The sequence below is a fragment of the Flavobacterium soyae genome, from assembly GCF_045348165.1.
Classification (GTDB): domain Bacteria; phylum Bacteroidota; class Bacteroidia; order Flavobacteriales; family Flavobacteriaceae; genus Flavobacterium; species Flavobacterium soyae.
Window position 1 is genome coordinate 4,986,080 of record NZ_CP150845.1, and the last position, 14,431, is coordinate 5,000,510.

The window sequence follows — 14,431 nt, forward strand, 5'->3', positions numbered from 1 at the left end:
GCCAGAGTCGAACTGGATAACCTTGCTGATTTTACAACTTCGTTATTCCTCCCCTAAATTTGAGACGAAGTATCTCTTATTTACGACATTCTTTTTATTTTATCGGGTTATGAGCGACAAGAGACTATTTATGCGTGTTTCCACTTACACCATCAGATTACCTGAACAGGATTCGAACCTGTAACACAATTCCCTCGAAGTAACTCTTGTCTACGACACCAATGTTTTTTTAAACAAGGCAATAAGTAATAAATGACATATCCTGCTCTAACCATCTGAGCTATATTTTTATAATTAAACAAAAATAGTGAGAATCGAACTCACGACCCGGGCGTTAAAAATGCGAAGTAACACTTATTTACGGCACTTGTTTTTTCTTTATTTTCAATGAACTTTTCCTTTTACAAATATTTGAATACTACTGCGCAATTATTTTGCGCAGCAGATTCTTTTTTACAATTCTATACGGTTGATGTAATTCAACGCGCTGTTTTTATCTTCTAAAGCATTCAAAACATCAAATACTTTATCTGACCAGCCGGCTATTAAATATACATCGTTTTTTTCGATGTTTATTGGTGACTGACCGTAACCTGCCAAATCAAACAAATACAATTTTGCGTTTGGTGCGATAGTTTTGTATCGGTTCCATGAGTTTGCAAATGAGTCTTTTGTGTAAGTGCTATTCCACATTTGAACATCTGTAAACAACATTACTTTATCTACAATTTCTTTTCGGTTTATTAAGTCTTCTATAACCAAATGACCGTTTGTAGCATAACCTACTTCACCTTCGCGTTTGTAATATTCGTTAACGTTGGCCAATACGCTTCGTTTTGGCATATTGATTATTTTCCAACGGTCACCAAACATACCGCTTACTACATTCTGGCAGCGACTTTGCATCAACATACCCAACATCAAACCGATATCGTAAAGCATTACTTTACTTTTAGGTGATATTGCTTTTTGCATAGAACCGGAAACGTCACAGGCAATTACAACCGATGTATTGACATCAAAACCTTTTATGTTTTGTGAACTCGCTATAACAGCATCTTCTAAAGCATCTAAAACCATTGAAGTGTATTTGAAATTCAAATCTTTCACTTCACGATAGGCGGCTAAAAATCGGAAAGGCAATTGTTTTGAGTTGGCGACTGCTTTTTCGTTAGAAAGATAATCGCATACTTTTAACATATGAAAACCTGAAACATTAGCTTCTAAGATATTTCGTAAGTTACGCAACAAAGCCATGTAACCTATTTTACCGCTATCAATCAATTCTTCCCATTTTTGTTTGAATGCTTTTTGTTTTTCAATGTGGTTGTAAAATTTTACTTGACCTAATTGCGACAATTCTGTTTCCCATGTATATGGCGTTTGCAAAGTGTTGTTTACCAATTTATCAAAGATTAATTGCTGTGCTTCGTCTTTTGCTTTTGGATGTACCAAAAACAAGACATCTTTTAATTTTACTGCACCATCACGATTGTATTTTGCGAATTGGTATTCGTCAAATTTGTTGAACGAAACGGCTAAACCTTTTTGTATTTGTTTTGATAAACGGTTTAATTTCTTAACGCCATTTCGTTCGTTTGCCATTTGATAGTAAGCCAATAATTCTGTAATTTCATCTGCACGTTGTATAACATGAGTTATCATTTTACTGATCAATGAATCGCCAGAATATATTTTGGCTAACTCTACTATCAAAACTAATGGTACAGAACGCATATGCATTTCGTTGCGGGCATAAACTGCCAACTTCGCCACAAATACTGGATTACATTTTTTAATCAAGCTTTTGATTCGTTCTAAACGAGTTGTATCTTTTTCATAAAATGAAGCACTTAAGCTTGTTGTTACAACTGCTGCGTACAATTCGTATTCTGATGTTAAAGAAAAAGCTGGTGCATTTTCGTGATTAACTATATTGTTTTTCTCTTTTGCTAAAAAATTGAATTTCATAATTTCTGGTTTTTAAAATTAGACAATGGTTATTGTTTTATTTCCTGAGCAAAGATTTCAGAACTACTGCGCAATTATTTTGCGCAGTAAAAAAGAAATTTTAAATTTGAGTAAAAAAGATTATGAATTTAGAGAAAATCTATTCTGAATTACTTTTGAATATTGGCTTTTCAGCAAATGAAATTCAGAAAAACTGGATGGATTTAGAAAAGGCATATTCAACAAAATCAAGGCATTATCATAACTTAACTCATATTTGGGCTATGATTGGGAGTTTTGAAACGTATCGTGATAAACTTCTAAACCCTGATGAAATATTATTTTCAATCTTTTATCATGATTTTGTTTATTCGGCTTCCAAAAAAGATAACGAACTCAAAAGTGCCGAATATGCTTTGGCCGTTTTATCTGAAAATAACAATCTAAATCGACAATTAGTTTTTGATGCGATTTGCGCAACACAGCAGCATCAGCATAATAATATTGAAGATATTAACTGGCTAATTGATTTTGATTTGAAAATCCTCGCCAAAGACTGGGAAGATTATAAAATCTATTTTGAACAAATTAGAAAAGAATATCGCATTTATCCTGATTTTCTTTACAAACCCGGGCGTGCAAAAGTGTTGAAGCATTTTTTGGAGAATGAGTTTATTTTTCAAACGGAGGAATTTCGGAATTTATATGAAGAGAAAGCGAGAATTAATATTGAAAAAGAGATAAAGTTATTAAGCTAAAAATTGAATCTCGCAAAGACGCTAAGTCGCAAAGTTTTTATTAAAGTTTTAATTACACACTGTTTGTCATCCTGAGGAACGAAGGATCACACAAGAAACTCTACAAAGATTGGCGACTCTCTTCGAGGAATATTGTATGCGATCCTTCGTTCCTCAGGATGACAAAAACTGAGTAAAAACCCTTTTAATCCTTTATCCCGATAGCTATCGGGAGTGGCTTAAAAACAAAAAACTTTGCGCCTTCTCGCCTTTGTGGCAAACCAACACAAAAATGTCACAAAACAAGAATGCCTTAATACGATACAAAACCATCGACAAATGCCTTCAGAACAAATACAGACAATGGACACTCGAAGATTTAATTGAAGAATGTTCTGAAGCTTTATTTGAATATGAAGGCCGGGAAAATCCTATCAGCAAGCGAACCATTCAAATGGATATTCAGTTAATGCGAAGTGAAAAGCTGGGTTACAACGCGCCAATTGTTGTTTACGATAAAAAGTATTATAAATACGAAGACGAAGATTTCACAATAACCGATATTCCGCTGACGGAAACGGATATCAATGTTTTGACCGAAACGGTTTCGATGTTAAAACAATTCAAGGATTTCTCTCTATTTAACGATGTATCTGATATTTTACAGCGTCTGGAAGATAAAATCTATGCTGAAAAGTCGCATACAAAACCTGTAATTTATTTGGATAAAAATGAAAACCTAAAAGGGCTTCATTATTTAGATGAAATTTATCAGGCAATTATAAAGAAGATGGTTCTTATAATTACTTATAAATCTTTTAAATCGAGAGAGGAAACCAAATTTCATTTTCATCCTTTTATATTAAAGGAGTTCAATAATCGATGGTTTCTTGTTGGGAAGAAAAAAGACGGACAGCCTATTACCAATTTAGCGCTCGACAGAATTATTTCAATTGATTACGATTTTAATCTTGCTTATTTAGAAGAAGATTTTGATGCCGATTCTTATTATAAAGATATAATAGGTGTAACGGTAAATTCTGGTTTGCAGCCCAGACGTATCGAATTATGGATTGATGCCGCAAATGCACCTTATGTTATTACAAAACCGCTGCATCCTTCACAGCGATTAATTAAGGAAAATGAAGATCAAAGTATTATTGTGCATTTGTTCATTTCGCCAAATTATGAAATGGAGCGCCTTTTATTAGGTTTTGGAGATTCGATTGAAATTTTAAGACCCGAAAATCTGCGAAACCGGATGAAAAAGATTCTACAAAGAGCCATTTCGAGATATGATCCCGAAAATACAATTAAAAATAACTCATAATTTTTTAAAGAATACAGAATTAAAAGCGATTTAAAAACCAAAAAATGATTTTGACAGTACGAAAAATGTTAAAATCTAAAAAAAGAATAGTATATTTCACTCTAAATAAACCACCAAACCACACTAAATCAGTGGGATTTTTAACTAACCAAAAATTTATTAAAAAATTATATGCATGCATAGTATTTTTTAATTATATTTGAAATCGATATAGTTACCTATGAAAGACAAAACAATAGATTATATTTTGAGAGCTACATGGCAGGCTGTTTCAAGAATGTATAATGAAGAGGCTGCAAAGTACGATGCTACCATGGCAACGGGATTTGCTCTTTTAAGTATGGATAAGGAAGAAGGAACTCCATCAACCGCTTTAGGCCCAAGAATGGGTATGGAAGCAACCAGCTTAACAAGAACATTAAAATCTATGGAAGAAAAAGGTTTAATAGTTCGCAAAAAGAACCCAAGTGACGGCCGTGGTGTTTTAATATACCTAACCGAATTTGGTAAAGAAAAAAGAGATTTATCTAAAAATACAGTTCTGAAATTTAATGAAACGGTTAGAAAACATGTATCAGATGAAAAGCTAAAACATTTTATCGAAGTTTCTGAAATCATTAATGAATTAATTCAGGACAAAAACATATTTAATCAAACAGAAAACACAGAAAATGAGTAATCTTTTGTAAAGGAAAATTCAGATTCTACCCAAAAAAACAAATTTTACAAATATGAAACGCACAATTAAAAAAGTTGCTGTAATTGGATCCGGAATTATGGGTTCAGGTATAGCTTGTCATTTTGCTAACATTGGTGTCGAAGTTTTACTTCTGGACATTGTACCGCGTGAACTGACCGAAGCTGAAGCTAAAAAAGGATTAACACTTGAAAGTAAAGCCGTTCGCAACCGTGTGGTAAACGAACATTTGGCGAATTCATTAAAATCAAAACCATCTCCTATTTACAGTCAGAAATTCGCAAATAGAATTACGACTGGAAATACGACAGATGATATGGCAAAAATTGCTAATGTTGACTGGATTATCGAGGTTGTTGTGGAGCGTTTAGACATTAAGAAGTTAGTTTTTGAACAAATCGAGAAATTCCGTAAACCGGGAACTTTGGTTACTTCTAATACTTCTGGTATTCCAATTCATTTTATGAGTGAAGGAAGAAGCGAAGATTTTCAACAGCACTTCTGCGGAACTCACTTTTTTAACCCTGCGCGTTACTTAAAATTATTTGAAATTATTCCTGGCCCAAAAACTTCTACTGAAGTATTGGATTTCTTAAACGAATACGGATCTAAATTCTTAGGAAAAACTTCGGTCGTTGCTAAAGACACTCCGGCGTTTATTGGAAACAGAATTGGGATTTACGGAATCCAAAGTCTATTCCATTTAGTGAAAGAAATGGGATTAACAATTGAAGAAGTTGATAAATTGACAGGACCAGTAATTGGTCGTCCAAAATCGGCTACTTTCCGTACGGTTGACGTTGTTGGTTTGGATACTTTGGTACACGTTGCTAACGGTATTTACGAAAACTGCCCTAACGACGAACAACACGAATTGTTCAAACTTCCTGATTTCATCAACAAAATGATGGAAAATAATTGGTTAGGAAGTAAAACTGGACAAGGTTTCTACAAAAAAGTAGATAAAGACATTCTTTCTTTAGACTTAAATACATTAGAATACCGCGCTGCAAAAAAAGCAAATTTTGCTACGCTTGAACTAACAAAAACTATCGATAAACCAATTAATCGTTTTAAAGTTTTAGTAAAAGGAACAGACAAAGCAGGAGAATTCTACCGTAAGAGTTTCGCCGGAATGTTTGCTTATGTGTCAAACAGAGTTCCTGAAATCTCAGACGAATTATACAAAATTGACGATGCCATGAAAGCTGGTTTTGGATGGGAAAATGGTCCATTCGAAATCTGGGATGCTATTGGTGTTGTCAAAGGAATTGAAATCATGAAAGCAGAAGGTTTAGAGCCTGCTGCATGGGTTAATGAAATGCTGGCTTCTGGAAGCGAAAGTTTCTATTCTGTAAAAGAAGGAGCGACTTATTTCTATAACATTCCAACAAAATCACAAGTAAAAGTTCCTGGACAAGATTCATTCATTATCCTAAACAACATTCGCGAAAGCAAAAAAGTTTGGAGCAATAGTGGTGCAATTATTCAGGATTTAGGAGATGGAATTTTGAACTTAGAATTCCAATCTAAAATGAATACAATTGGTGGTGACGTTCTACAAGCTATCAATAAAGCAATCGACTTATCTGAAAAAGAATATCAAAGTTTGGTTATTGGTAACCAGGCAGCGAATTTCTCTGTTGGTGCTAATATCGGAATGATTTTCATGATGGCGGTTGAGCAGGAATACGACGAATTGAACATGGCAATTAAATTGTTCCAAGATACTATGATGCGTGTTCGTTACTCTTCTATTCCAGTTGTAGTAGCACCTCACGGAATGACTTTTGGTGGTGGATGCGAAATGAGCTTACACGCTGATAAAGTAGTTGCTGCTGCAGAAACCTATATGGGATTAGTTGAATTTGGTGTTGGAGTCATCCCTGGCGGTGGTGGTTCTAAAGAAATGACTTTAAGAGCATCTGATTTATTCCGCAAAAACGACGTGGAATTGAATGTTCTTCAAGAGTATTTCTTGACAATTGCTATGGCTAAAGTTTCAACTTCTGGTTATGAAGCTTTTGATACTGGACTTTTACAGCATGGAAAAGATGTTATTGTAGTAAACAAAGATCGTCAGATTGCTGAAGCTAAAAAACATGCTTTGTTAATGGCAGAAGCAGGTTACACACAACCTATCAGAAGAAATGACATTAAAGTTTTAGGAAAACAAGCTTTAGGTATGTTCTTAGTGGGAACAGATCAAATGCAGGCTGGAAAATACATTTCTGAGCACGACAAGAAAATCGCAAACAAACTGGCTTACGTAATGGCTGGTGGTGATTTATCTGAAGCAACTTTAGTATCTGAACAATACTTATTAGATATCGAACGTGAAGCTTTCTTGAGTTTATGTACAGAACGTAAGACGCTAGAAAGAATCCAGTACATGTTGACTAAAGGAAAACCTTTAAGAAACTAGTATCAAGTAATAAGAATTAAGTATTAAGAAATGCATCAGTTTGAGAAATTAAAGATTTGGCAGAAAGCAATGGATATTGCAGTTCATGTTTATGAAATTTCTTCCTTATTACCGAATGACGAAAAGTTCAATTTAATTCATCAAATAAAAAAATGCGCCGTTTCTATTCCTTCAAATATTGCAGAAGGTTCGGGAAGAAATTCTGAGAAAGAATTTATGCACTTCTTAGGAATAGCAAATGGTTCAACTTTTGAATTAATAACGCAATTAATACTTGCTAAAAGACTTAAGCTTGTTAGTGAAGATCTTATTCAGCCCACTATTAATCAATTAGTAGAGGTTTCAAATATGAACTTTTCCTTTCAAAGAACATTAAAAGATAAAATCAACAAAACAATTGGAAAATCTTAATACTTAATTCTCCAATCTTAATACAATCATTTATGAAAACAGCATATATAGTAAAAGCTTACCGTACTGCGGTAGGAAAAGCACCAAAAGGGGTTTTTAGATTTAAAAGACCTGATGAATTAGCAGCAGAAACCATTCAGTTTATGATGGACGAGCTGCCTAATTTCGACAAAAAACGTATCGATGACGTTATGGTAGGAAATGCCATGCCAGAGGCGGAACAAGGTCTAAACGTTGGACGTTTGATCTCTTTAATGGGATTAAAAGTGGAAGACGTTCCTGGAGTTACGGTAAACCGTTACTGTGCTTCTGGATTAGAAACTATCGGAATGGCGACTGCTAAAATCCAATCAGGAATGGCAGATTGTATCATCGCTGGTGGTGCAGAAAGTATGAGTTTTATTCCGATGGGAGGTTACAAACCAACTCCGGATTATAAAGTTGCAGCTGCAGGTCACGAAGATTACTACTGGGGAATGGGTTTAACTGCTGAAGCGGTGGCTAACCAATACAAAATCTCTAGAGAAGATCAGGATGAGTTTGCTTACAACTCTCACATGAAAGCTTTAAAAGCACAGGCAGAAGGAAAATTTGACAAACAAATCGTTCCAATTACTGTTGAGCAGACTTTCATCAACGAAAATGGTAAAAAAGAAACAAAATCATACGTTGTAAAACAAGACGAAGGGCCAAGAGCCGGAACTTCAGTTGCTGCATTAGCTGGTTTAAAACCTGTTTTCGCTGCTGACGGAAGTGTAACTGCAGGTAACTCTTCTCAAATGAGCGACGGTGCTGCATTCGTTTTAATCATGAGCGAAGAAATGGTAAAAGAATTAAACCTTGAGCCAATTGCAAGATTAGTAAATTTTGCTTCTTCTGGCGTTGAGCCAAGAATTATGGGTATCGGTCCTGTAAAAGCAATTCCGAAAGCTTTGAAACAAGCTGGATTAACATTAAATGATATCGAGTTAATTGAGTTAAACGAGGCTTTTGCTTCACAAGCTTTAGCAGTTACTCGCGAATTAAACATTAACCCGGAAATCGTAAACGTAAACGGTGGAGCTATTTCTTTAGGACACCCTCTGGGATGTACAGGAGCAAAACTTTCTGTTCAGTTATTTGATGAGATGAAACGCAGAGGTAACAAATACGGAATCGTGAGTATGTGTGTTGGAACTGGGCAAGGTTCTGCAGGGATTTACGAGGTTCTTTAAAAAGAGAATAGAATATAGAATAAAGAGAATAGATGTCTTTCTTTGAGAATAAAGAAATAAACTTTTTTAAATGATAAAATATTTAAAAAGCAAACAAAAAAAATAGTACTAATCTTACTTTTTTGTTTTAATTTCTTAAATTGACTCAAAAAAAACATGAGACATAATTATAAAAACTTAAAGATTTGGAAGATCGGAATTGCAATTGCAAATGAAATTTCAGATGTATTAATAGAATTTCCAAAACACGAACGATATGATTTGAGTTCTCAAATAAGCAGATGTTCAGTTTCGATGCCTAGTAATATTGCCGAAGGATCTTCAAGAACTGATAAGTCTTTCAGTCACTTTTTAGATATTTCTCTTGGTTCTTCATTTGAACTAATTACACAATTATTGATTGCTAAACATAGAAAATATATAAACGAGATACAATTTAACCAATTAGAAATTAAAATAGAAGAATTTCAAAGAATGACAATGGGTTTTCAAAACGGACTAAAGTAAGAGTCTATTTTCTATACTCTATATTCTATTTTCTTTCAAAAAAAACAAAAACAAAATGGCAGATACAATCGAAAAAAACGTAACCCGTGGTGGTCAGTTTTTAGTTAAAGAAACAAAATGCGAAGATATCTTTACACCAGAAGATTTCTCGGAAGAGCAGTTAATGATGCGTGACTCTGTAAAAGAGTTCGTAGACAAAGAATTATGGGCGCATAAAGATCGTTTCGAAAAGAAAGATTATGCGTATACAGAATCATCTATGCGTAAAGCGGGTGAACTAGGACTTCTTGGAGTTGCTGTTCCAGAAGAATATGGCGGATTAGGAATGGGATTTGTTTCTACAATGTTGGTTTGTGACTACATTTCTGGAGCAACAGGTTCTTTCTCAACTGCTTTTGGTGCACATACAGGAATTGGAACTATGCCAATTACACTTTACGGTACTGAAGAACAAAAGAAAAAATACGTTCCGAAATTGGCTTCTGGAGAATGGTTTGGAGCTTACTGCTTAACTGAGCCAGGTGCAGGATCTGATGCTAACTCAGGAAAAACTAAAGCAGTTTTATCTGAAGACGGAACTCATTATTTAATTACAGGTCAAAAAATGTGGATTTCGAATGCAGGTTTCTGCAGCGTTTTCATCGTTTTTGCCCGTATTGGAGATGATAAAAATATTACAGGTTTCATCGTAGAAAACGATCCTTCAAACGGAATTTCTATGAATGAAGAAGAGCATAAATTAGGAATTCGTGCTTCTTCTACTCGTCAGGTTTTCTTCAACGAAACAAAAGTTCCTGTTGAAAACATGTTATCTGAAAGAGGAAACGGTTTCAAAATTGCGATGAATGCTTTAAACGTTGGTCGTATTAAATTGGCAGCAGCATGTCTTGATGCTCAAAGAAGAGTTACTACAGGAGCTGTAAAATATGCTAACGAAAGAATTCAGTTCAATACTTCTATTTCATCTTTTGGAGCTATCCGTTCTAAATTGGCTGAAATGGCAACTAGCGCTTACGCTGGAGAAAGTGCTTCTTACCGTGCAGCAAAAGACATCGAAGACAGAATCGCTGCTCGTGAAGCCGAAGGAACAAGTCACCAGGAAGCAGAATTGAAAGGTGTTGAAGAATATGCTATCGAGTGTTCTATCTTGAAAGTAGCGGTTTCTGAAGACGTTCAAAACTGTTCTGACGAAGGTATTCAGGTTTTTGGCGGGATGGGGTTCTCTGAAGATACTCCAATGGAAAGTGCCTGGAGAGATGCTCGTATCGCTCGTATCTACGAAGGAACAAACGAAATCAACAGAATGCTTTCTGTTGGTATGCTGATCAAAAAAGCAATGAAAGGGCACGTTGATTTACTTGGGCCAGCAATGAAAGTTCAGGAAGAATTAATGGGAATTCCATCTTTTGATACTCCGGATTTCTCTGAATTATTTGCAGAAGAAAAAGTAATCGTTGCTAACCTGAAAAAAGTTTTCTTAATGGTTGCAGGAAGTGCTGTTCAAAAATACGGTCCAGATTTAGATTCTCACCAACAATTATTGATGGCTGCTGCTGATATCTTAATCGAAATCTATATGGCTGAAAGTACTATTCTTAGAACTGAGAAATTAGCTAAAAAAGAAGGTGAAGATAAAGTACAAGAGCAAATCGCTATGGCAAAATTATACTTGTACAAAGCGGTAGATATCGTAAACTTAAGAGGAAAAGAAGGAATTGCTTCTTTCTCTGAAGGTGACGAGCAACGTATGATGTTAATGGGATTAAAACGTTTCACTAAATACACTAACCTTCCAAACGTTGTTGCATTAAGAGAAAAAATCGCAGAAAAATTAGTTGCAGAAAATTCATACTGCTTCTAATAAAAAATAGTTTTTAGCTTTTAATTTGTTTAAACCCGCACAAGTCCGAAACTGTGCGGGTTTATTTTTTTATTTTTTTTTGAACCATATAAGTTATATAAGTTCATTTAAAAAGAATGTTTTTTTTGTAGAGACGCACAGCAGTGCGTCTAACTATGTTTTTTTTATGTTTTGCCACAGATTACAGGATTAAAAGGATTAAAAAATCTGTGAAAATCCTGTAATCTGTGGCATTTTTTTGTAGAGACGCACTGCTGTGCGTCTCTACGGAATATTGGAACGGAATAAAATTAAGTTCTATCTAAAATAAACTTATATCACTTATATGGTTTAACCCTCATTTCACAAATATTTATTAAAATTGAGGTTATGTTACAGAATCAATAGTAAAGTTTCGATTCTAATGTTATAAATTTAGCGTTCTAAAACTTCAAAAAACATAAAATGAAACAAATTAGCCTAATTGCCCTTTTATTTATCTGCCTTTTATCCACAAACATTTTTGCGCAGAAGAATAAGAAGTTCGACATCATCGCTTATTACACTGGTGATTCTAAACTAATTGACGAATATGAAGTCAATAAATTAGATCAAATAATCTTTAGTTTCTGTCATTTAAAAGATGGAAAACTAAGTGTAGATTCATCTAAAGATTCTATTACAATAAAGCATTTAGTTTCTCTAAAAACTAAAAATCCACAATTAAAAATCGTTTTATCTCTTGGCGGCTGGGGTGGCTGCGAACCATGTTCTAATGCTTTTTCGACTGCTGAAGGGCGTTTAAAATTCGCAAAATCAGTAAAAGAAGTAAGTGATTATTTTAAGGTTGACGGTTTAGATTTAGATTGGGAATATCCTGCGATTGAAGGACTCCCTGGACATTTATATCAAGCTGTTGACAAACCAAATTTTACCGAATTGCTTAAAATTCTTCGTTCAACTTTAGGAAAAAAATATGAATTGAGTTTTGCTGCGGGAGGTTTTCAAAAATATCTCGATGAATCGATTGACTGGAAAACAGTTGCGCCATTAGTTAATCGTATCAACATTATGAGTTACGATTTAGTGAACGGATATTCTAAAGTTACGGGACACCACACACCATTATATAGTACAAATCCAAATGAAGAATCTACAGACAGAGCGGTTACTTATTTATTAAAACAAGGAGTTCCGTCTGAAAAATTGATTATTGGAGGCGCATTTTATTCCAGAACATGGAAAAATGTTGAAAATATAAATAATGGTCTTTATCAGGCCGGAGAACATATCGAAGGTGTTAACTTTAAAAACTTTGCCACAACATATACAGAAACAAACGGCTGGAAATATTTCTGGGATGATAAAGCAAAAGCACCATACTGGTATAATGAAAGCACAAAAACTTTTGCGACATCAGATGATATTAAATCTATTAAAGCAAAAACTGAATATGCAAAGTCTAAAAAACTGGGTGGGATCATGTTCTGGGAACTGACTTTAGACAGCCCTCACGATGGCATGGTGAATGCGATTTACGAAGTCAAAACAACTAAATAAAAAATAAAAGGGCAGTTCTTGAACTGCCCTTTTATTTTTTATTTAGTAAATACTTATTTTACTTTAACTTTATCTAATTCTCCAATAAACGGGATTGATTCTAAAGTTTCAGCACGAATGATCGCTTGAAGATAAACTTCTAACTGAATAAATTTTGCCGCATTAATAGCTCCAATTGCTTTTTTAGCCTGTCCATAGGTTTTAGAGTATAATTTTTCATACCCTAAATTATTTTTCAAAGTTCCTTTTGCAAGTTCATCTGCTTTTTCATCTGTAAGCGTATCATAATTAACTGCATAATCGTTAATTAATTGAATTTTTGCTTGTCCTAATGTTTTACGTTCAGTTTCATAAGCATCGTAAACTTTAGAAAATGCCTGAGATTGAGTATCTGATAAATTCATGTAATCTTTTACCAAATCCCCTTTAGATTTTCCGTAAACACTTTGAAGAACATCAATGTCTTCTTTGTAAGTAGATTGTGCATAACAAGAAAACGAAGCCACGGCCATCATTAAGGCAATAATTAATTTTTTCATAATTTATATATTAAGTATTAAACAAAGTAAAAGTAAGTAAATTATTACAGTTTAAAACATTTTTTAACATTACTCAATTCAAATTTATTTATCGGCTTTGGGAGCACTTATTTCTCCATCATAAAAAATTGGGGCTCTATTATTACTGGTGACAGAAAGCGAGGCTCCTCCATCAAAAAAAATAGTAAACATTAGATTATAAACATCATCCCTGCCTTTAACCTCAGCTTTCACACTAAATTTATTTTTCTTCTTTCCTGCTTTTATGTTTTCAGGCATTCCTTCAAATTTAATTCCGCCGTCGCTTCCGTAACCAACATTATATGCACGTCCAAAAAATGGAAGGTCACACGTTGTTTTTTCAGCATTAAACTTTAAGAAATAAGTGTTATAATCTAAAATAATAAGTCGTCCGCCTTGTGGTGTGGCTTTTCGAGCTTCAAAAACAAAATTTTTAGAATCAATTAAAGCTTCAATTTCTTTTTGCTTCTGTAATTCTTTTTCAGCTTTTAGCTCTTTTTTGCTTTTTTCCTGTGCAAAAACAGAAAAATTTAAAAAGCCTGACAATACTAATAAAAGGTATAATTTAGTTTTCATCTTACATCGTATTAAATAAAACAGATCATTTACTTTTTAGTAAATCTCATCATAGCAATATCTCCTGAAATAAAATTCAGCGTTTTTCCATCATCAGCAATATCAAAAGAAGTTATTTTTTTAAGTGTGTTCATGTAGGTTTGTTCACCTTGCAGTCCATCCATGCACATCATTTTGGTAACTGCCATTGGCTGTGTAAAATCAATTTTATTGCCATTTACAACAAGTTTTCCGGTATAGGAGTTGCAGCTGTTATTCCCCGAAACCTGCTTTTCTTTTGTATTGAAATTTATGGTCGGCTTTTTATTCGGATATAAACCTTCAAAAGTAATTCCAGGTCCGGTAATATAATTGAGTTCCCAGGTTCCGTCAAGTTTAGAAACGGCATCACTTTTTTTACATTTAAAAATATTGCAGGAAAGCAATATCAAACTCAAAAAAATAAGAATAGAAATCTTTTTCATCATAACATTAAGAATTAAATATGAACGAATTAGAGAGGTTTTTTCAGAAATTATTCGTTAAAACTATTACGAATTTAAGCAATATTTTTCGGTTTTATATTCAATTGACATTAAATTACCAAGTATAGTTTGACTTTTTTTTAACTTTTAAGATCAAACT

General features: G+C 33.9%; 13 protein-coding genes. 9 read left to right on the forward strand and 4 right to left on the reverse strand.

Annotated features, from left to right (window positions below; all coding sequences use genetic code 11):
* Positions 1–453 precede the first annotated feature (453 nt).
* Positions 454–1,971: a TROVE domain-containing protein gene (locus AABD74_RS20595; RefSeq protein ID WP_406844146.1), complete on the reverse strand. Its 1,518-nt coding sequence runs from the start codon at positions 1,969–1,971 to the stop codon at positions 454–456.
* Between the two features lie 122 nt (positions 1,972–2,093).
* On the opposite strand from AABD74_RS20595, the gene AABD74_RS20600 reads away from it, so the two are divergent.
* The 9 genes from AABD74_RS20600 to AABD74_RS20640 all read left to right on the forward strand — a co-directional run bounded on the left by AABD74_RS20600 (position 2,094) and on the right by AABD74_RS20640 (position 12,671).
* A complete protein-coding gene (locus AABD74_RS20600; protein WP_406844147.1) occupies positions 2,094–2,708 on the forward strand; it encodes a hypothetical protein in 615 nt (204 codons plus the stop codon).
* A gap of 271 nt (positions 2,709–2,979) precedes the next feature.
* Entirely contained in the window at positions 2,980–4,017 is a 1,038-nt protein-coding gene (locus tag AABD74_RS20605) for a helix-turn-helix transcriptional regulator (RefSeq protein ID WP_406844148.1), read from the forward strand.
* A 220-nt stretch (positions 4,018–4,237) separates the two neighbouring features.
* On the forward strand, positions 4,238–4,696 hold the full coding sequence (locus AABD74_RS20610; protein ID WP_406844149.1) for a MarR family winged helix-turn-helix transcriptional regulator: 459 nt from the start codon (positions 4,238–4,240) through the stop codon (positions 4,694–4,696).
* A 52-nt stretch (positions 4,697–4,748) separates the two neighbouring features.
* On the forward strand, positions 4,749–7,139 hold the full coding sequence (locus tag AABD74_RS20615; protein ID WP_406844150.1) for a 3-hydroxyacyl-CoA dehydrogenase NAD-binding domain-containing protein: 2,391 nt from the start codon (positions 4,749–4,751) through the stop codon (positions 7,137–7,139).
* Between the two features lie 30 nt (positions 7,140–7,169).
* Positions 7,170–7,550: a four helix bundle protein gene (locus tag AABD74_RS20620; RefSeq protein WP_026984654.1), complete on the forward strand. Its 381-nt coding sequence runs from the start codon at positions 7,170–7,172 to the stop codon at positions 7,548–7,550.
* Positions 7,551–7,582: 32 nt separating this feature from the next.
* A complete protein-coding gene (locus AABD74_RS20625) occupies positions 7,583–8,764 on the forward strand; it encodes a thiolase family protein (protein WP_406844151.1) in 1,182 nt (393 codons plus the stop codon).
* A gap of 156 nt (positions 8,765–8,920) precedes the next feature.
* A complete protein-coding gene (locus tag AABD74_RS20630) occupies positions 8,921–9,271 on the forward strand; it encodes a four helix bundle protein (RefSeq protein WP_253789085.1) in 351 nt (116 codons plus the stop codon).
* A gap of 55 nt (positions 9,272–9,326) precedes the next feature.
* The gene (locus AABD74_RS20635) at positions 9,327–11,132 is read left to right on the forward strand and encodes an acyl-CoA dehydrogenase family protein (protein ID WP_406844152.1); all 1,806 of its coding nucleotides are present in this window, start codon (positions 9,327–9,329) and stop codon (positions 11,130–11,132) included.
* A 444-nt stretch (positions 11,133–11,576) separates the two neighbouring features.
* On the forward strand, positions 11,577–12,671 hold the full coding sequence (locus AABD74_RS20640) for a glycoside hydrolase family 18 protein (protein WP_406844153.1): 1,095 nt from the start codon (positions 11,577–11,579) through the stop codon (positions 12,669–12,671).
* Between the two features lie 53 nt (positions 12,672–12,724).
* Here AABD74_RS20640 and AABD74_RS20645 read toward each other — a convergent pair whose 3' ends face one another.
* From AABD74_RS20645 to AABD74_RS20655, 3 genes are all read right to left on the reverse strand, one after another.
* The gene (locus AABD74_RS20645; RefSeq protein WP_232679337.1) at positions 12,725–13,210 is read right to left on the reverse strand and encodes a hypothetical protein; all 486 of its coding nucleotides are present in this window, start codon (positions 13,208–13,210) and stop codon (positions 12,725–12,727) included.
* Between the two features lie 84 nt (positions 13,211–13,294).
* On the reverse strand, positions 13,295–13,807 hold the full coding sequence (locus AABD74_RS20650; RefSeq protein ID WP_232679335.1) for a DUF4251 domain-containing protein: 513 nt from the start codon (positions 13,805–13,807) through the stop codon (positions 13,295–13,297).
* A 29-nt stretch (positions 13,808–13,836) separates the two neighbouring features.
* A complete protein-coding gene (locus AABD74_RS20655) occupies positions 13,837–14,274 on the reverse strand; it encodes an META domain-containing protein (RefSeq protein WP_406844154.1) in 438 nt (145 codons plus the stop codon).
* Positions 14,275–14,431: the final 157 nt, after the last annotated feature.